Origin of the sequence: Pseudomonas deceptionensis, from assembly GCF_900106095.1 — a bacterium.
Classification (GTDB): Bacteria; Pseudomonadota; Gammaproteobacteria; order Pseudomonadales; family Pseudomonadaceae; genus Aquipseudomonas; species Aquipseudomonas deceptionensis.
In genome coordinates this window covers 1,183,142-1,200,705 of the sequence record NZ_FNUD01000002.1, presented here as the reverse complement: position 1 = coordinate 1,200,705, position 17,564 = coordinate 1,183,142, and the positions used below count along the sequence as shown (strand labels likewise).

The 17,564-nt window shown below is 59.6% G+C and carries 15 protein-coding genes; 10 read left to right on the top strand and 5 right to left on the bottom strand.

The features are described 5' to 3' along the window. Positions 1–39: 39 nt before the first annotated feature. Both BLW11_RS05350 and BLW11_RS05345 read left to right on the top strand, forming a co-directional pair. Positions 40–1,071 carry a hydrolase gene (locus BLW11_RS05350; RefSeq protein WP_244156419.1) on the top strand — a complete coding sequence of 344 codons (1,032 nt, stop codon included), beginning with the start codon at positions 40–42 and terminating at the stop codon, positions 1,069–1,071. Further along, positions 1,071–1,910 carry an AraC family transcriptional regulator gene (locus BLW11_RS05345; RefSeq protein ID WP_048361276.1) on the top strand — a complete coding sequence of 280 codons (840 nt, stop codon included), beginning with the start codon at positions 1,071–1,073 and terminating at the stop codon, positions 1,908–1,910. The genes BLW11_RS05350 and BLW11_RS05345 overlap by 1 nt, the downstream gene beginning before the upstream one ends. 27 nt (positions 1,911–1,937) lie before the next feature. Here the strand turns inward: BLW11_RS05345 and BLW11_RS05340 are convergent, their stop codons facing one another. Both BLW11_RS05340 and BLW11_RS05335 read right to left on the bottom strand, forming a co-directional pair. Continuing rightward, on the bottom strand, positions 1,938–2,792 hold the full coding sequence (locus BLW11_RS05340; protein WP_048361277.1) for a sulfurtransferase: 855 nt from the start codon (positions 2,790–2,792) through the stop codon (positions 1,938–1,940). Positions 2,793–2,822: 30 nt separating this feature from the next. Continuing rightward, the gene (locus BLW11_RS05335) at positions 2,823–3,491 is read right to left on the bottom strand and encodes a TetR/AcrR family transcriptional regulator (RefSeq protein ID WP_048361278.1); all 669 of its coding nucleotides are present in this window, start codon (positions 3,489–3,491) and stop codon (positions 2,823–2,825) included. Between the two features lie 164 nt (positions 3,492–3,655). Between BLW11_RS05335 and BLW11_RS05330 the strand changes: the two genes are divergently transcribed. The 5 genes from BLW11_RS05330 (at position 3,656) to BLW11_RS05310 (ending at position 8,236) form a co-directional block, all read left to right on the top strand. Then, positions 3,656–5,086: a coniferyl aldehyde dehydrogenase gene (locus BLW11_RS05330; RefSeq protein ID WP_048361279.1), complete on the top strand. Its 1,431-nt coding sequence runs from the start codon at positions 3,656–3,658 to the stop codon at positions 5,084–5,086. Positions 5,087–5,099: 13 nt separating this feature from the next. After that, positions 5,100–5,645: a hypothetical protein gene (locus BLW11_RS05325; RefSeq protein ID WP_048361280.1), complete on the top strand. Its 546-nt coding sequence runs from the start codon at positions 5,100–5,102 to the stop codon at positions 5,643–5,645. A 46-nt stretch (positions 5,646–5,691) separates the two neighbouring features. Further along, complete coding sequence (locus tag BLW11_RS05320) at positions 5,692–7,287, top strand: GMC family oxidoreductase (RefSeq protein WP_048361281.1); 1,596 nt, start codon at positions 5,692–5,694, stop codon at positions 7,285–7,287. Between the two features lie 115 nt (positions 7,288–7,402). Beyond that, positions 7,403–7,885, top strand: a complete 483-nt coding sequence (gene coaD / locus BLW11_RS05315; protein ID WP_048361282.1) for a pantetheine-phosphate adenylyltransferase — start codon at positions 7,403–7,405, stop codon at positions 7,883–7,885. A gap of 99 nt (positions 7,886–7,984) precedes the next feature. Continuing rightward, positions 7,985–8,236 (top strand): YfhL family 4Fe-4S dicluster ferredoxin, encoded by a 252-nt coding sequence (locus BLW11_RS05310; protein WP_016782613.1) that lies wholly within the window; start codon positions 7,985–7,987, stop codon positions 8,234–8,236. A 157-nt stretch (positions 8,237–8,393) separates the two neighbouring features. Here BLW11_RS05310 and mutM read toward each other — a convergent pair whose 3' ends face one another. Continuing rightward, positions 8,394–9,206, bottom strand: coding sequence for a bifunctional DNA-formamidopyrimidine glycosylase/DNA-(apurinic or apyrimidinic site) lyase (gene mutM, locus BLW11_RS05305; RefSeq protein ID WP_048361283.1), 813 nt, complete (start codon positions 9,204–9,206; stop codon positions 8,394–8,396). A 150-nt stretch (positions 9,207–9,356) separates the two neighbouring features. Here mutM and BLW11_RS05300 point away from each other — a divergent pair, with 150 nt between their 5' ends. Then, positions 9,357–10,553 carry a class I SAM-dependent rRNA methyltransferase gene (locus tag BLW11_RS05300; RefSeq protein WP_048361284.1) on the top strand — a complete coding sequence of 399 codons (1,197 nt, stop codon included), beginning with the start codon at positions 9,357–9,359 and terminating at the stop codon, positions 10,551–10,553. Positions 10,554–10,622: 69 nt separating this feature from the next. On the opposite strand, the gene BLW11_RS05295 is transcribed toward BLW11_RS05300, so the two are convergent. Next, on the bottom strand, positions 10,623–12,305 hold the full coding sequence (locus BLW11_RS05295; RefSeq protein ID WP_048361285.1) for a DUF4153 domain-containing protein: 1,683 nt from the start codon (positions 12,303–12,305) through the stop codon (positions 10,623–10,625). Positions 12,306–12,740: 435 nt separating this feature from the next. Here BLW11_RS05295 and ilvD point away from each other — a divergent pair, with 435 nt between their 5' ends. After that, positions 12,741–14,588: a dihydroxy-acid dehydratase gene (gene ilvD / locus BLW11_RS05290; protein ID WP_048361286.1), complete on the top strand. Its 1,848-nt coding sequence runs from the start codon at positions 12,741–12,743 to the stop codon at positions 14,586–14,588. A gap of 229 nt (positions 14,589–14,817) precedes the next feature. Here ilvD and BLW11_RS05285 read toward each other — a convergent pair whose 3' ends face one another. After that, entirely contained in the window at positions 14,818–15,873 is a 1,056-nt protein-coding gene (locus BLW11_RS05285; RefSeq protein WP_048361287.1) for an HAD family hydrolase, read from the bottom strand. A 218-nt stretch (positions 15,874–16,091) separates the two neighbouring features. Here BLW11_RS05285 and BLW11_RS05280 point away from each other — a divergent pair, with 218 nt between their 5' ends. Then, positions 16,092–17,483: an L-cystine transporter gene (locus BLW11_RS05280; protein WP_048361288.1), complete on the top strand. Its 1,392-nt coding sequence runs from the start codon at positions 16,092–16,094 to the stop codon at positions 17,481–17,483. Positions 17,484–17,564 lie beyond the last annotated feature (81 nt).

The window sequence follows — 17,564 nt, the reverse complement described above, 5'->3', positions numbered from 1 at the left end:
CAGACACCCCGCCGTGGCTGTCCCCCGATGAGAACCCAAGTGCCTTTTTCAACCCTCCATACATCGCCCCTTGAACCGTTCACCACGGCTTTGGGCCTCAGTAACCCCCACGTACAAACGTTATGGGGGCCGCTCTGGCGCACCAAACCCGCCATCGAGCACCGGCGTGAGCGCATTTGGCTGAAGGATGGCGATTTCCTGGACATGGACTGGCATGGCACACCTTCGGCCTATGCCCCGGTGGTGCTGGCACTGCACGGCCTGACGGGCTCATCGGGCTCGCACTATGTGCGCGGGCTGCAAAAAGCCCTCGCCGCTCTGGGCTGGACCAGTGCAGCACTCAACTGGCGAGGGTGCTCGGGCGAACCCAACTTGCTGACCCGCAGCTATCACTCGGGCGCCAGCGAAGATCTGGCCGAAACCGTGGCTCATTTACGCGCCAGGCACCCACTGTCGCCACTCTATGCAGTGGGCTATTCGCTGGGGGGCAATGTGCTGCTCAAGTACCTGGGCGAGAGCGGCAGCGAAAGTGGCCTGCAAGGCGCCGTCGCGGTGTCGGTGCCGTTTCGCCTGGACCAGTGTGCCGACCGCATCGGCCTCGGGTTTTCCAGGGTGTATCAAGCGCACTTCATGCGTGAACTGGTGGCCTGCGTCAAAGACAAGAAACGTCAGTTTCAGCTCGATAAAAAACACCGGGACCTGGCCACGCTGGACAAACTGGGCTCGGTGAAGTCGCTGAAAAAAATGCGTACGTTCTGGGAGTTCGACGACCGCGTGACCGCCCCGCTCAACGGTTATATCAATGTCGATGATTACTACCGCCGTGCCTCCAGCCGTTACTTCCTCGGCGCCATCAACACCCCGACGCTGATTATCCAGTCCGAAGACGATCCGTTCGTGTTCAAACACAGCATTCCCGAAGCCAGCGAACTGTCCGTCTGCACACAGCTGGAGTTGCACGCCAAAGGCGGGCATGTCGGATTTCTGGAGGGCACGCCAAGAAAACCGGGGTACTACCTTGAACGGCGCATTCCGCAATGGCTGGCCGCGCTGCAGCTTGAGTCTGCGTAATGAACACGGATCAGGGGGAGTCGATCCGGTTCTGGCAAACGCCGCCCCTGGAGGGCGTCGAGTTGCTCACGGCGCGCTATATCGAGCACCGCTTCGTACCCCATGTCCATGACGGTTTTGTGATCGGCATGATCATCGCGGGCGCCCAGCGTTATCGCTATCGGGGCGCGGAGCACCTGGCCGCCACCGGCACCCTGGTAATGATCAATCCGGACGAAGTTCACAACGGCTACAAAGGCCATGATGCAGGCTGGCGCTACCGGGCGTTTTACCCCGACAACGCGCAAATTCACCAGTTGCTGGAAGAACTCGATCTGCCTGCCACACACATGCCGACCTTCAATGACACGCTGCTGTATGACCCGGACCTGTTCCACGGGTTGTACCAGCTGCATCAATTGCTCGAAGGGCCTGAAACCGCGCTGCAGCAACAGACTGTCTGGCGCCAGATGATGCTCGCCCTGCTCAATCGCCATGCCCGCTTGCCAGTACCGACAAAACCCGGGGTCGAGCATCGCGCGGTGAGCCAGGCCAAAGAGCTGTTGAACGCCAGGCTGGCAGAGCCACCCTCACTGGAAGAGCTGGCTGCGGCAGTCAATTTGTCACCGTTCCACTTTGCCCGGGTGTTTCAACGGGCCACCGGCATGCCGCCGCACACTTGGCTGATGCAGCAACGCATCGCCCATGCCCGGGCATTGCTGCAACAGGGCTGTTTACCGCTGCAGGTGGCGACACAACTGGGTTTTGCCGACCAAAGCCACCTGAGTCGGCAATTCAAAAAAGTCTACGGTGTAGGCCCGGGCGCGTACCGACTGGCCAGCGCCACCCCTGCACGCTGATGATCGCAGGGGCAAATCTGGAATTGATCAATCGCCGGTCGCAATGCCCCGCGCCGGATCGTTGATCCACTCGCTCCACGAACCCGCATAGAGCTTGCCCAGCGGATAGCCTGCCAACGCCAGTGCAAACAGATTGTGGCACGCCGTCACGCCGGAGCCGCAATAGGCCACCAGCTCATCTGGCGAACGCCCTGCAAGCTTTTCGGCGAAACGTTGCTTGAGCTGCCCGACAGGCAGGAAGCGCCCGGTGCTGTCGAGGTTCTCGCTGAACGCTGCACATTGAGCGCCCGGGATATGCCCGGCAACAGGGTCAATAGGTTCAACTTCCCCCCGAAAACGCGGGAGCGCCCGGGCGTCGATCAAGGTCAGTTCAGGCCTGGCGAGACGCTTTTGCAGTTGTTCAGTGCTCAGCACCATATGGCTGTCGGGTTTGCCGGCGAAGGTGCCACGCAGTGTTGGCGACGCATCCAGGCTCAACGGGAACCCTGCGCCATGCCAGGCTTTGAGGCCGCCATCCAGGATAAACACACCGTCCCGCTTGCCCAGCCAGGTCAGTAACCACCATGCGCGGGCCGCAAAGGCACCCGGGCCATCGTCATACAACACCACATCGCTGTCGGCGTTCACGCCCCAGGCGCGCAGGCGCTCGAGCAAGGTTTGCGCGTCGGGCAACGGGTGGCGGCCGGTCACGCCCTTGACCACAGGCCCGCTCAAGTCACGCTCAAGATCGGCAAACTGCGCGCCGGCAATATGCCCCTCGGCATAACTGCAACGGCCATAGTCCGGGTCTTCAAGGGCAAAGCGACAATCCAGAATAACCAGACCGGGCTGCGCCTGACGTTCATTCAGGGCTTGAGGGCTGATCAATTGCGCAACGGGCATAGTGAACTCCTGTGAGGGGGTGAAATGCAGTTATTGAGCGTACAGCGCATGTTCCAGAGGGACGTAGTATTGCTTGATCAATTCATCGACCGCTTCACGGGCCTGGTCGGTGACGAAGCCCGACTCCAGCACCAGCAGTTGATAAACCCCGCGCTTGATCGCTTGCTCACTGAGCTGATCACTGTTCTCACGGGTCGCGCACAAAAAGCCGACCCACGAGGTGAGGATAATCCAAGCGTTGAGGCTCAGGGACTCGATTTGCTGAGGGGTCATGCGCAAAATCCCGGCCTCGACGAAGCCCGCATAGATCGCCTGCGCCTGGGCCAGGCAGCGTTGTGAAAAGCGGCGGTAGCGGGTAGCCAGCTCCGTGTCGCTGTGCAGCAGATGTTCGATATCGCGGTACAAAAAACGGTAGCGCCACATGGCATCCAGCAATTGCTGCAAGTAAAAACGCTTGTCGTCCACATTCGGCAAACGGCCTTCTGGCGGGTGCAAAAAGCTCAACACCAGCGACTCATATTCACTGAACAGGACCGAGATAATCGCCTGCTTGTTCGGGAAGTGGTAATACAAATTGCCCGGCGAAATCTCCATGTGAGCCGCAATGTGGTTGGTGCTGACACTGCGTTCGCCCAGCTGGTTGAACAACTCCAGGCTGTTGTTGGCGATGCGCTGGCTGGTTTTTATTCGTTTGGCCATGGGCTTGGGCTTAAATTAAAAACGAAAGGCATCTTACGGCCTAACCTCATATCGATAAACAACACGGACGGCAGGCCCTGCGATTGACAATTTAGAGCATAGGCTCTAGAACCTTTACTGCTCTCACAAAATAACAACTCATAAGAAATCAGCCTGGAGCAACCATGCCTGCCGACAGCGCCCACCTTCACGATGCCTCAGCCCTGCAGAGCGATCTTCATTCTCTGCTCGACATGCAACGCAAGGCCTACGCCGCTCATCCGTTCCCCCCGCTTGCGCAACGTCAGCAATGGCTAAAAAGCCTGCGCCAGTTGTTGAGCCGCGAACGTGAAGTGCTGATCGACGCCATCAGCCAGGACTTCAGCCATCGCAGCCCCGACGAAACCTTGTTTGCCGAGCTGATGCCGAGCCTGCACAGCCTTGACTACACCCTGAAACACCTAAAGCGCTGGATGAAACCTTCGTCACGCAGCGTAGGCATGATGTTCCAGCCCGCCAGCGCCAAGGTGGTGTATCAACCGGTGGGCGTGGTCGGGATCATCGTGCCATGGAACTACCCGTTGTATCTGGCGATGGGCCCTTTGATCGGCGCATTGGCCGCCGGTAACCGGGTCATGCTCAAACTCAGCGAATTCACCCCCGCCACCGGGCGGTTACTCAAGGATCTGCTGGGGCGTATCTTTCCCGAAGACATGGTGGCCGTGGTGCTGGGTGAAGCCGATGTGGGCGTGGCGTTTTCCGGCCTGGCGTTCGATCACCTGCTGTTCACCGGCTCGACCCACGTGGGCAAACTGGTGATGCGGGCGGCGGCTGAAAACCTGACGCCGGTGACCCTGGAGCTGGGCGGCAAATCGCCGGCCATCGTCTCGGCCGATGTGCCGCTCAAAGACGCGGCCCAGCGCATTGCCTGGGGCAAAAGCCTGAACGCCGGGCAAACCTGTATCGCCCCGGACTACGTGTTGGTGCCACAGGACCGGGTCGAAGGGTTTGTTGAAGCGTATCGCCAGGCCATCCACAGTTTTTATCCGACCCTGATCGACAACCCGGACTACAGCGCAATCATCAACGAGCGCCAGTTGGCGCGACTTGAACAGCTGCAAGCGGACGCGACGCTCAAGGGCGCTCGCCTGATCCCTTTGTACGACCAGGGCCAGGGGCGGCGTATGCCCCACGCCCTGGTACTGGATGTAAACGACGACATGCAGGTGATGCAAGACGAGATCTTCGGCCCGCTGCTGCCCATTGTTCCGTACACCGATCTGGAGCATGCGCTCGCCTACGTCAACGCCAGACCTCGCCCGCTGGCGCTTTATTACTTCGGCTACAACAAGACCGAACAGCAGCACGTTGTCCATAACACCCACTCCGGCGGTGTGAGCATCAACGAAACGCTGTTGCACGTGGCCATCGACGACCTGCCGTTTGGTGGCGTCGGCCACTCGGGCATGGGGCATTACCACGGCCACGAAGGCTTTTTGACCTTCAGCAAAGCCAAGGGCGTGCTGATCAAACAGCGCCTGAACAGCTCGCTGATGATCTACCCGCCTTATGGCCGGCAGCTGGTGCGCCTGATCCAGAAGCTGTTTATCCGCTAGGCGAGCCTTGACCATGACTGAACTTCATGTCGAAAACGCCCTGCTTTCCCGTCGCGGCGCGTTAAAGATCGGCGTCTGTGCCAGTGCATTACTGGCCACCGCCGGGCTGAGCGCCAGCCTCAGCGGTTGCGCGGCCAGCAGCAGCGCCCGTGGCTTTGCCGTCCTGCGCAGCAGCGACCTGGCTTTTTTACGGGCGCTGATCCCGGTCATGCTGCTCGGCAGCGTCGCCGCCCCTGCCATGCCCGGCGCGGCAGACGCCACGCTGCACAAACTGGACGACAACCTGAATCACTTGTCGCCCGGGCTGCTCTCGCTCACTCAGCAACTGTTCGATGTGCTGGCCATGCCGGTAACACGCGGGCCGTTGACCGGGGTTTGGGGCCGTTGGGAAAACGCCACTCCCGAGCAAATCCGGCACTTTTTGCAGCGCTGGCAGAACAGCAGCCTGAACCTGCTGCGCATGGGCCACAGCTCGCTGCTGCAACTGGTGATGATGAGCTGGTATGAGCGGCCCGAAGCATGGGCCGCATGCGGCTATCCGGGCCCGCCGAAGGTTTGACTGAGCACTCCTGCACAAGACCCCACACTCATATTGAGTATCTCCCATGCCCGTACCCGATCCGTTCCGCGAAGGCCTTGCCCGAGGCTGGAAAGTCTACGATGGCTCGCAACTCGACAGCGATTTGACCCTGGAGGCTGACATCGCCATCGTCGGCAGCGGCGCGGGGGGTGGTACCACAGCTGAAATCCTCAGCGCCGCCGGCTACAAGGTGCTGCTGATAGAAGAAGGCCCGCTCAAGACCAGCAGCGACTTCAAACTGCTCGAAGATGAGGCCTACGCCAGCCTGTATCAGGAAGGCATCGGGCGCATGAGCAAAGACGGCGCCATCAGCATTCTGCAAGGCCGCGCGGTAGGCGGCACCACGCTGGTCAACTGGACCTCGAGCTTTCGCACCCCGGCGCCAACCCTGGAGCACTGGGCCCGCGAGCACAATGTCATCGGCCACAGCGAAGCACAGATGGCGCCCTGGTTCGAGCAGATGGAACAGCGCCTTGGCGTCGCACCCTGGCTCGTCCCGCCCAACGCCAACAACGAAGTGATCCGCAACGGCTGCGAAAAACTCGGCTACAGCTGGCACGTGATTCCACGCAACGTGCGTGGTTGCTGGAACCTGGGCTATTGCGGCATGGGCTGCCCGACAAACGCCAAGCAATCGATGCTGGTCACCACCCTGCCCGCGACCCTCGAAAAAGGCGGCGAACTGCTGTATCTGGCCCGCGCCCAACGGCTATTGATCAGTGGCGACCAGGTCACCGGCCTGGAGTGCCAGGCCATGGACAGCCGCTGCGTGGCACCCAATGGCCGCACCATAACGGTCAAGGCCAGGCATTACGTATTGGCTGGCGGCGGTATCAACACACCCGGCCTGCTGATGCGCTCCGACGCACCCGACCCGCACAAACGACTGGGCAAACGCACATTTCTGCACCTGGTCAACTTCTCTGCAGCCCAATTCCCTGCAGCCATTAATCCTTTTTACGGTGCACCGCAGTCGATCTACTCCGACCACTTTCAATGGAAAGACGGCCCCACAGGCCCTATGGGCTACAAACTCGAAGTGCCGCCACTGCACCCGGCATTGGCCGCCACCTTGTTCGCCCGCTTTGGCCAGACCAGCGCCGAGCTGATGGCCCAACTGCCCAATACCCACATGATGCTGGCGCTGATGCGCGACGGTTTTCACCCGGACAGCCCCGGGGGCAGTGTGGAGCTGCGCGGCGATGGCAGCCCGGTGCTCGATTACACCCTCACGCCCTACGGCTGGGAGGGCCTCAAGCGCGCCTTTCACAGCATGGCCGAAATCCAGTTTGCGGCGGGCGCCAGTGCCGTCATGCCGCTGCACAGCGATGCGCAATACATGAGTAGCCTGGCCGCTACCCGTGACCGAATCGACAGTTTGAGCCTTGAGTTGTATCGGACACGCCTGGCCAGTGCCCATGTGATGGGCGGATGTTCGATGGGGGAAAATTCACAAATGTCTGTCACCGATAGCCTCGGGCGCCATCATCAATTGCGTAATGTATCGGTCCATGACGGCTCGTTATTCCCCACCAGCATTGGTGCCAACCCACAATTATCGGTGTACGGGCTAACGGCAAAACTCGCGACACAATTGGCCGAACGCCTTAAAAATTCATGAAAAAGCAGTAAATTCGTCGCGTCTATAGTGCTTTCTTCTTCGAATGGCGACTTGGCCGACCGGGAATGCTGCGATACCATCCGACTCCCCAACGGATTCCCGCCAGGACGACGCGATGAACCGAGTGTTGTACCCAGGTACATTCGACCCTATTACCAAGGGCCATGGCGATCTGGTCGAACGCGCATCGCGCCTGTTCGATCACGTGATCATTGCTGTCGCTGCCAGCACCAAGAAAAACCCCCTGTTCCCCCTGGAACAGCGGGTGGAGCTGGCTCGTGAAGTCACCAAGCACCTGCCCAATGTTGAGGTGGTCGGCTTCTCGACGCTGCTTGCGCACTTCGCCAAAGAACAGAACGCCAATGTCTTTCTGCGTGGCCTGCGTGCCGTGTCAGACTTCGAATACGAGTTCCAGCTGGCGAACATGAATCGCCAACTGGCCCCCGATGTCGAAAGCCTGTTCCTGACGCCGTCAGAGCGCTATTCGTTTATATCGTCGACGTTAGTGCGTGAAATCGCAGCGTTAGGCGGCGATATCAACAAATTTGTGCACCCGGTTGTGGCCGAGGCCCTGACCGAGCGTTTTCGCAAGAAATAACCACTGAAGCGGCGCCCGCGTGCACTGCGGGCGCCAATGCGGCACAATTGCCGCATTCGATTTCAGTTGCCCGGGCCGAGCGCCCCGGCCGGAGTACCCATGTCCCTGATCATCACCGACGATTGCATTAACTGCGACGTCTGCGAACCCGAGTGTCCGAACGCCGCCATTTCCCAGGGTGAAGAGATCTACGTGATCGACCCCAACCTGTGCACCCAGTGCGTCGGCCACTACGACGAGCCGCAATGCCAGCAAGTTTGCCCGGTCGACTGCATCCCGCTGGATGAAGCCCACCCGGAAACCGAAGAACAGCTGATGGAAAAGTACCGGGCGATTACCGGTAAGGCCTGATTCGTGCTCGCGTCTCCTGTAGCCGCTGACGAGGCACGAAGGCTGCGATCGACTGCGCAGCAGTCGTAAAGCCAGAGCCCTCGATATACCTGTCACACCAAGCCGGGCAATTCGCAGCCTTCGTACCTCGTCAGCGGCTACAAGAGGAGCGTATAGGCTACGTCTGGCAACGCGGGCAAAACACGCTGGCACGCTGACCCAGCTTGACGTCACGCAACTCTGTGCCACAAATCTTGCAGGGTTCATACCCGCGTCCGTACACGAACAGCTCTTGCTGAAAGTAGCCGGGCTGGCCATCTCCCCCGATAAAGTCGCGCAAGGTGGTACCGCCGCGCTCGATGGCTGCTGCCAAAATCCGCTTGATCTCAATCGCCAGCTTCAAATACCGCCCCCGGGAAATGCTCTTGGCCTCGCGACGCGGGTCGATCCCTGCAGCAAACAAGGCTTCGGTCGCGTAAATATTGCCCACGCCCACCACCACCGCGTTATCCATGATGAACGGCTTGACCGCCATCGAACGCTTGCGCGACAGCTGAAACAGGCGGTCGCCATCAAACAGATCGGTCAGCGGCTCCGGCCCAAGGCGCACCAGCAGTTCGTGGTTCAGCGGGTCCAGGCTCCAGAGCATTGCCCCGAACCGGCGCGGGTCGGTGTAACGCAAGGCCAGCCCGGACTCCAGCTCAATATCCACATGCTCATGCTTGGCGGCGGGTAAACCCGCCTCCACCAGCCGCAAGTTGCCAGACATGCCCAAATGGCTGATCAGCGTCCCCACCTCGGCGTTAATCAGCAGGTACTTGGCCCGGCGCTCGACCAACACAATGCGCTGCCCGGACAGGCGTACGTCAAGGTCTTCGGGGATCGGCCAGCGCAAACGGCGCTCGCGCACAATCACCCGGCTGACCCGCTGCCCTTCAAGATGCGGGGCGATGCCACGTCGGGTGGTTTCGACTTCAGGTAATTCAGGCATGGAGGCTCCGTACTCTGGAAGAGCTTGCGATTCTAACGGAAATTTCTGAGCTACCAGCTCCGTGATCCGACGCAATGCGGTGAATCAGCCAAGCCTCGAGGTTACGTCTAAGGCTATAATCGCGCCCTTTTCAATACCCGGAGCGACGTCATGTCCCTGCCAAGCCTGCGCCTTAAAGCCAATGCCGATCGACGCCTGCGCGCCGGCCACTTGTGGGTCTACAGCAACGAAATCGATGTAGCCACCACCCCGCTTAACGGCTTTAAGGCCGGCGACCAAGCGCTGCTCGAAACCGCCGGCGGCAAGCCGCTGGGCATCGTGGCCATGAGCCCGAACAACCTGATCTGCGCCCGCCTGCTGTCGCGTGACATCAAGCTGCCATTGGACAAGTCGCTGCTGGTTCACCGCCTGAACATGGCCCTGTCCCTGCGTGACCGTCTGTTCGACAAGCCTTACTACCGTTTGGTGTTCGGCGATTCCGACCTGCTGCCGGGTCTGGTAGTCGATCGTTTCGGCGATATCCTGGTCGTTCAGCTGGCCTCGGCCACCATGGAACAGCACAAAGACGACGTGATCGCCGCGCTGGTCCAGGTGCTCAAGCCAAGCGGCATCCTGTTCAAGAACGACTCGGCTGCCCGCGATGCCGAAGGCCTTGAGCGTTACGTTGAAACCGTGTTCGGCCTGGTGCCGGAGTGGGTTGCCCTGGAAGAGAACGGCGTGAAGTTCGAAGCCCCGGTCATGGCCGGCCAGAAAACCGGCTGGTTCTACGACCACCGCATGAACCGCGCCCGTCTGGCCCCGTACGTCAAGGGCAAGAAGGTCCTGGACCTGTTCAGCTACATCGGCGGCTGGGGTATTCAGGCCGCAGCGTTCGGCGCCAGCGAAGTGACCTGTGTCGACGCGTCGTCGTTCGCCCTGGACGGTGTTGAGCGCAACGCCGCGCTGAACGGCTTTGCCGAAAGAGTCACCTGCATGGAAGGCGACGTGTTTGAAGCCCTCAAGGAGCTCAAGGCCAACGAAGAGCGTTTCGACGTGATCGTTGCTGATCCGCCTGCCTTCATCAAACGCAAAAAAGACCTGAAAAACGGCGAAGGTGCTTACCGTCGCCTGAATGAGCAAGCCATGCGCCTGCTCAGCAAGGACGGGATTCTGGTCAGCGCATCGTGCTCGATGCACCTGCCGGAAGACGACCTGCAAAACATCCTGTTGACCAGCGCCCGCCATCTGGATCGCAACATCCAGCTGCTGGAACGCGGCGGTCAGGGCCCGGATCACCCGGTACACCCGGCCATCGCAGAAACACGCTACATCAAGAGCATCACCTGCCGTTTGCTGCCTAACAGCTAATTTGGCGCATTAGCCACGGTGGGAGCGAGCAGGCTCGCTCCCACCGTTGAGGTCACACGAAGTTGAGGCTCACTGTTTGTCCAGCGTCGGGCTCAGCTCCACCCCGCCAATCTGCAACGATTGATAGCGCGGCGTCACCACCTTCACCTTGCCCTGACGGATCTGCTCGATCAGCTCCAGCGAGCTTTCCCCACCCGCATAGGTACCGGCACGTTGCCAGTTGCCCTGAGCATCACGCTTAAAGAAGTAAAGTGGCTCAGACCACTTGTTCTTGGGTAATTGCAGCACCTCCGGCTGCCCGTCCTGATCCAGGTCCACTGCCCACAACGCGCAACCTGGGGCCAGGCATGACTGCCCGTCGAATCGCTTGTCGTAAAACTGCTCGCTGCCCTCGACCTTGGGACCAATCCATTCCAGTAGCCGCTCAGTCCCGCGTGGACCATTGCCCGCATTCACCTCCTTGAGGCGTTTCAACAAAACTTGCCGCCCAGGCTCGGCCAACACCAAACCCTGTTCGACTTGCTCCAGCAACGCGTCATACGCCTGTTTGCCCTGTGGCCCCAGACGATTGCGCAAAGTGTCTGCATCAAAGTTATCCACCGCCGTCTTGCCACTGAGCAAGCGCTGCACCTGATTGTTCGCGCTCATCTTCAGCGGGCTGAACCACGGCGTGTGCATCGCCAGCAGCAGCACCACGCACAGCAGCGCAATCAACGGGTTACTCAAGCGCAAACTGCCCAGCCAGGTTGACCGAGAGACAAACACGGCCAAAAGCGCCGCCACAGCATGAACAAAAATCACCAGCACCAGCACCATTGCCAGAATCCGCGACGGTGTCAGGCCGTATTGCTCAATGCGCAGCCATGTCGAATACCCCGCCAACACCACCAGCACCGGCAAACACACCAGGCACAGGTCAACCACTCGTACCAGCCACGTCGGATAACCACTGCCCAGCGTTCCATCCTGAAACACGCCATTAAGCAAAAACAGATTGACCGCCACCAGCCACAGCATGATCGGCGTCGAATAGCCGGTATCCCAGATCGGCTCCAGCCCGGTAAAGGGCAAGGCGAAGGTGAACACAATGACAATCAATGCACTCAATGGCAGCAGGAAGCGGCACAGAGCCAGCACCACTCCCCGCAGCAGGCCGATGACCCGTTCTTTTTCGCGGCCCATATGCACACCCAGGGCAAATACCATCGCCGAGCTGATGCATATAAACCCATCGGTTGAGAACAATTTATTGAGGGCCACAATCCCGAGCATTTTGAACAGGCCGCCCCACAACCACAGCAACGCCCAGAACACCGCGTTCAGCAGCAGCCCCAGCAAGACGATAAACACCGTGTCCCAGGCATGGCGAAACAGGTCTTCGTAGCGCGGGTAACGCCCCTCTCGGGCTGGCCAGCTCAGAATGAAAACCGTGCAGATATAGGTAATGACTACGGCAAAAAAGCTCCAACTGCCCACCAGCCAGCTGCCTGGGCGCCAATACTCATCGCCATCCCAAAACACCCAGGCACTGATTGCCGTCATGACTGCCGTGAGCCCGAGCACCAGCCATACAGTGCCACGCTGGCGGATGTTTTCCCCCAGCAGCAACAGGTTGATGCCACCCACCAGCACCGCCGTAATCAGCGCATACCACACACCGGGATCGCCCATGGAAGTGGCCAGCCACAGCAACAACCCTTGCACCAGGCCGATGGCCAGATACGTCATGACGGAGCGTTCGAGCGTCAGCATTTAGAGTCCTCACTGAAAAACCAATCACACACTATTACTTGAATCCCATGAAACGGTCCTGCCACCGTTTAAAATAGTCTTTTCCTGCATAAAGGCAGTCTTAGTCTTACTCGATGCCTGGTAATAGCTCACCGCACCTAATCCTTAGTCATCCTGCTGCACATACCAGGGCTCATTACCCACGTACGGCTGCCAGTAGCCTGTTTGTACTCTGGAGCAACCGTCTGGCCCATTCCCTCCGGCCGCCAGCCGTGTAGAATCGACGGATTCATCGCCAATCATCCCCGGCGGGTTTATGAGCTCAGGCCCAGGCGCGCGGCGATCCCGCAGCGTTTAAGGCAGCTAGCTGACACGTAGTCATTTTCTGTGTGGTCTGCCAGTCATTAGAAGCTCACTTCCCTGTTTGTTACCTGATTAGCCGCCCGGAGTTGTTCCATGCCTGACTATCGTTCGAAAACCTCCACCCACGGCCGCAACATGGCCGGTGCCCGCGCTTTGTGGCGCGCCACGGGGATGAAAGATGCCGACTTCAAAAAGCCGATCATCGCCATTGCCAACTCCTTCACCCAGTTCGTACCCGGCCACGTCCACCTCAAGGACATGGGCCAGCTGGTTGCCCGCGAGATCGAACGCGCTGGCGGCGTTGCCAAAGAATTCAACACCATTGCCGTAGACGACGGCATCGCCATGGGCCATGACGGCATGCTGTATTCGCTGCCGAGCCGCGAGATCATCGCCGACTCCGTCGAGTACATGGTCAACGCCCACTGCGCCGACGCCATCGTGTGCATCTCCAACTGCGACAAGATCACCCCTGGCATGCTGATGGCCTCTTTGCGCCTCAACATCCCGGTGATTTTCGTTTCCGGTGGTCCTATGGAAGCGGGCAAAACCAAGCTCGCCAGCCACGGCCTGGACCTGGTAGACGCCATGGTCATCGCCGCCGACTCCAGCGCTTCTGACGAGAAGGTTGCAGAGTACGAGCGCAGCGCTTGCCCGACGTGCGGTTCGTGCTCCGGCATGTTCACCGCCAACTCGATGAACTGCCTGACCGAAGCCCTGGGCCTGGCCTTGCCGGGCAATGGCACCGCTCTGGCGACCCACAGCGACCGCGAGCAACTGTTCCTGCAGGCTGGCCGCACCATCGTCGACCTGTGCCGCCAGTACTACGTCGAAAACGACGAGTCGGTATTGCCGCGCAACATCGCCAACTTCAAGGCATTCGAAAACGCCATGACGCTGGACATCGCCATGGGCGGCTCGACCAACACCATCCTGCACTTGCTGGCCGCAGCCCAGGAAGCCGAGATCGATTTCGACCTTAAAGACATCGACCGCCTGTCGCGCCATGTGCCGCAGCTGTGCAAAGTGGCGCCGAACATCCAGAAGTACCACATGGAAGACGTGCACCGCGCCGGCGGCATTTTCTCCATCCTCGGCTCGCTGGCCCGTGGCGGCTTGCTGCACACCGACCTGCCGACCGTACACAGCAAGACCCTGGCCGAAGGCATCGCCAAATGGGACATCACCCTGACTGACGACGAAGCTGTACACACCTTCTTCAAGGCAGGCCCGGCCGGCATCCCGACACAAACTGCGTTCAGCCAGTCGACCCGCTGGGAAACCCTGGACGACGACCGTGAAAACGGCTGCATCCGCAGTGTCGAGCACGCCTACTCGCAAGAGGGCGGCCTGGCCGTGCTGTACGGCAACATCGCGCTGGATGGCTGCGTGGTGAAAACCGCGGGTGTTGACGAGTCGATCCACGTGTTTGAAGGCAACGCCAAGATTTTCGAAAGCCAGGACAGCGCCGTGCGCGGCATTCTGGCTGACGAAGTGCAGGCCGGTGACATCGTGATCATCCGCTACGAGGGTCCAAAAGGCGGCCCGGGTATGCAAGAGATGCTGTACCCGACCTCCTACCTGAAATCCAAAGGTCTGGGCAAAGCCTGCGCCTTGTTGACCGATGGCCGCTTCTCGGGCGGTACTTCGGGCCTGTCCATCGGTCATGCTTCTCCGGAAGCGGCGGCTGGCGGTGCGATTGGTCTGGTGCAGGACGGCGACAAAGTGCTGATCGACATTCCAAACCGCTCGATCAACCTGATGATCAGCGACGAAGAAATGGCCGCACGCCATGCAGAGCAAGACAAGAAAGGCTGGAAGCCGGTAGAAATCCGCCCACGCAAAGTCACCACCGCCCTCAAGGCCTACGCCTTGCTGGCTACCAGCGCCGACAAGGGCGCGGTGCGTGATAAAGCGTTGCTGGACAAGCTGGTGCCGTAAGCCTGCGCGCAACAACAAAAATCCCGGCCATGTGCCGGGATTTTTTATGCGCAACCGAAATTGCAAAAATCCTGTAGCCGCTGACGAGGAACGAAGGCTGCGATCGGTTGCGCAGCAACCGTAAAGTCAGACACTTCAATGAGCCAGATAAATCGAGGACTCAGGTTTTACGGGCGTTGCCCGATCGCAGCCTTCGTTCCTCGTCAGCGGCTACAGATATTGCCTGTGGTTACTGGATCTGATCTGGCTTGACGATCACCCAGTTCTTGTCCGCCGTCACCGGCAAACCTTCCTTGGCCTGCGCCGCCGCGTTCTTGGCCATCATGCCTTCCAGCTGCGCCATGTATTTGTCCTTGCGGTTGACCCACAGGTGAATCCCGCCTTTGGCCACGTCCACCCCGTGGAACAGCATGTAACCATCACTGGATGGGGTATCACCGCCCACCAGCACCGGTTTTTTCCATTGATCGATATAGGTCAGGATCGCCGCTTGCTTGCCCGCCATCCACGTCGCCGGCGTCCACAGGTAAGGCGTCAGCTCCAGCCCAAGGTTGGCCTTTTCGTTGTAAGTACCGGCGCTGATCTGTTTACGGGCAGTCGTCAACTCACCGGTTTTACGGTCCTTGAGCAAGGTGGTCACGCCGATCACGTTCTGCGGTTTGACGTTGTAGCCGTACTTGGGGTCCGCCGCGACCATACGCACCAGCTCTTCCGAGGCAGCGGTCATCACGTAGACCTCGATGCCGTTCTCCATCAGCTTGTTGAACAGCTCAACCTGACCGGTAAACACCTTGGGCGGCTGCACCTCGGAGCTCTTGACCACATCGCCCTCAAAGTAAGTTACCGGCACCCGCTTGCCCGACGCCATCAACTCGTCCACATGACCTTTGAGCTCTTGCAGGGTAAAGCCGGAAAACACCTGGGCCACCCACGGGTAGCAGACCATGTCGTCGATTTCACACAGACGGTAGTAGTAGCTGAACAGGCTTTCCTTGTGGTCAGCGGTGTCCTTGAACGGGATCAGCTTGAGCGACGGGTCGAGGCTGTCGCGGGTGATCAGGCCCTTGCTTTCCATATAAGGCAGCAGGGCCTCTTCCAGATCGTTGCGATAGCTGGTGTTGTCCATGTCAAAGACCGCGAAGTTACCTTTGTTCGCGTTGGCGGCAATCATGGCCTCCAGTTGCTTGGCCTGGTCAGCGGGCCAATGCTTCAAATCGGTGGCCAACGCTTGGCCCGTCAAGCCTATACACAGGGTCGCAGCGATCAACTTCGTGGTCAGATTCATCAGCTATGCTCCTCGTTAAAGGCATCGACGCTAGCAAAATCAGGTGACAATTTTTACTTCGGCACGACTGCTACCGTCCTGATAGCGGCACATGCTTATGCCCAAAACAAAGGTAGTCATTCCAGAACGGTATATTTCCAGCTATATCAACCTGTTAGCATTTCCGGTTCGAAATTGTTACATCTCAAGACTGGTACAAGTCGCCCCTCGGAGCTTTCATGAATTTCCCGCTGATCCTCAATCTGCTGGTGTTCCTCGCGTTGCTGTTCGGCTTGTCGCTGACCCGCCACACCGCGTGGAGCCTGGCGAAAAAAGTCTTGCTGGCGCTGGTTCTCGGCGTGGTCTTCGGCCTGTGCCTGCACATGACCTACGGTGCAGACAGCCCTACGCTGAAAACCTCCATCGGCTGGTTCGATCTGGTCGGCAGTGGCTACGTGCAATTGCTGCAAATGATCGTGATCCCGCTGGTCTTCGCATCGATTCTGAGCGCCGTAGCCCGCCTGCATAACGCTTCGTCGCTGGGCAAGATCAGCTTTCTGACCATCGGCACGCTGCTGTTCACCACCATGATCGCAGCGCTGGTGGGCATCGGCCTGACCAACCTGTTCGGCCTGACCGCCGATGGCCTGGTGGCCGGCGCGGCTGAAATGAGCCGTCTGCAAGTGATCCAGAGCGATTACGCGGGCAAGGTTTCGGACCTGAACGTGCCGCAACTGCTGCTGTCGTTTATCCCGCAAAACCCGTTTGCCGACCTGGCCCGGGCCAAGCCGACGTCGATCATCAGCGTGGTGATTTTCGCTGCATTCCTGGGTATTGCTGCACTGCAACTGTTCAAGGACGAACCGGAAAAAGGCGGCAAGATCCTCAGCGCCATCGACACCCTGCAAGCCTGGGTGATGCGTCTGGTGCGTCTGGTGATGAAACTGACCCCGTATGGCGTTCTGGCCCTGATGACCAAAGTGGTCGCCATGTCCAACGTGCAAGACATCATCAAACTGGGCAGCTTTGTGGTGGTGTCCTACATCGCCCTGGCGCTGATGTTTGTGATCCACGGCGTGATCGTGTCGGTATCCGGTGTTAACCCGCTGCGCTTTTTCCGCAAGGTATGGCCGGTGCTGACGTTTGCTTTCACCAGCCGTTCGAGCGCCGCCAGCATCCCGCTGAGCATTGAAGCGCAAACCCGTCGCTTGGGGATTCCGTCTTCCATCGCCAGCTTTGCCGCCTCGTTTGGCGCCACCATTGGCCAGAACGGCTGTGCCGGTCTGTACCCGGCCATGTTGGCGGTGATGGTTGCCCCGACCGTCGGCATTAACCCGCTAGACCCTGTGTGGATCGCATCGCTGGTAGCGATTGTGACCTTGAGTTCAGTGGGCGTGGCCGGTGTGGGCGGTGGTGCAACCTTCGCGGCACTGATCGTGTTGCCGGCCATGGGCTTGCCGGTATCGCTGGTGGCGTTGCTGATTTCGGTCGAGCCGTTGATCGACATGGGCCGGACGGCGCTGAACGTCAGCGGTTCGATGGTGGCCGGCACGGTGACCAGCCAGATCCTGAACCAGACCGACAAGGCCATTCTGGCTGAAGACGATCACGGTGATCTGGCACACGCTTAAAAGCCAACCCTCTCCCGGAGGGAGAGGGTGCTGATTTGAGGGGTTGCGAGAATCTGCTTTTGCCTTTAGTCCCCTCTCCCT

Excerpts from the sequence above, each read along its gene's own strand:
- BLW11_RS05345 (WP_048361276.1), top strand. The coding sequence starts at position 1,071 with ATGAACACGGATCAGGGGGAGTCGATCCGGTTCTGGCAAACGCCGCCC.
- BLW11_RS05340 (WP_048361277.1), bottom strand. The coding sequence starts at position 2,792 with ATGCCCGTTGCGCAATTGATCAGCCCTCAAGCCCTGAATGAACGTCAG.
- BLW11_RS05335 (WP_048361278.1), bottom strand. The coding sequence starts at position 3,491 with ATGGCCAAACGAATAAAAACCAGCCAGCGCATCGCCAACAACAGCCTG.
- BLW11_RS05330 (WP_048361279.1), top strand. The coding sequence starts at position 3,656 with ATGCCTGCCGACAGCGCCCACCTTCACGATGCCTCAGCCCTGCAGAGC.
- BLW11_RS05325 (WP_048361280.1), top strand. The coding sequence starts at position 5,100 with ATGACTGAACTTCATGTCGAAAACGCCCTGCTTTCCCGTCGCGGCGCG.
- BLW11_RS05320 (WP_048361281.1), top strand. The coding sequence starts at position 5,692 with ATGCCCGTACCCGATCCGTTCCGCGAAGGCCTTGCCCGAGGCTGGAAA.
- coaD (WP_048361282.1), top strand. The coding sequence starts at position 7,403 with ATGAACCGAGTGTTGTACCCAGGTACATTCGACCCTATTACCAAGGGC.
- BLW11_RS05310 (WP_016782613.1), top strand. The coding sequence starts at position 7,985 with ATGTCCCTGATCATCACCGACGATTGCATTAACTGCGACGTCTGCGAA.
- mutM (WP_048361283.1), bottom strand. The coding sequence starts at position 9,206 with ATGCCTGAATTACCTGAAGTCGAAACCACCCGACGTGGCATCGCCCCG.
- BLW11_RS05300 (WP_048361284.1), top strand. The coding sequence starts at position 9,357 with ATGTCCCTGCCAAGCCTGCGCCTTAAAGCCAATGCCGATCGACGCCTG.
- BLW11_RS05295 (WP_048361285.1), bottom strand. The coding sequence starts at position 12,305 with ATGCTGACGCTCGAACGCTCCGTCATGACGTATCTGGCCATCGGCCTG.
- ilvD (WP_048361286.1), top strand. The coding sequence starts at position 12,741 with ATGCCTGACTATCGTTCGAAAACCTCCACCCACGGCCGCAACATGGCC.
- BLW11_RS05285 (WP_048361287.1), bottom strand. The coding sequence starts at position 15,873 with ATGAATCTGACCACGAAGTTGATCGCTGCGACCCTGTGTATAGGCTTG.
- BLW11_RS05280 (WP_048361288.1), top strand. The coding sequence starts at position 16,092 with ATGAATTTCCCGCTGATCCTCAATCTGCTGGTGTTCCTCGCGTTGCTG.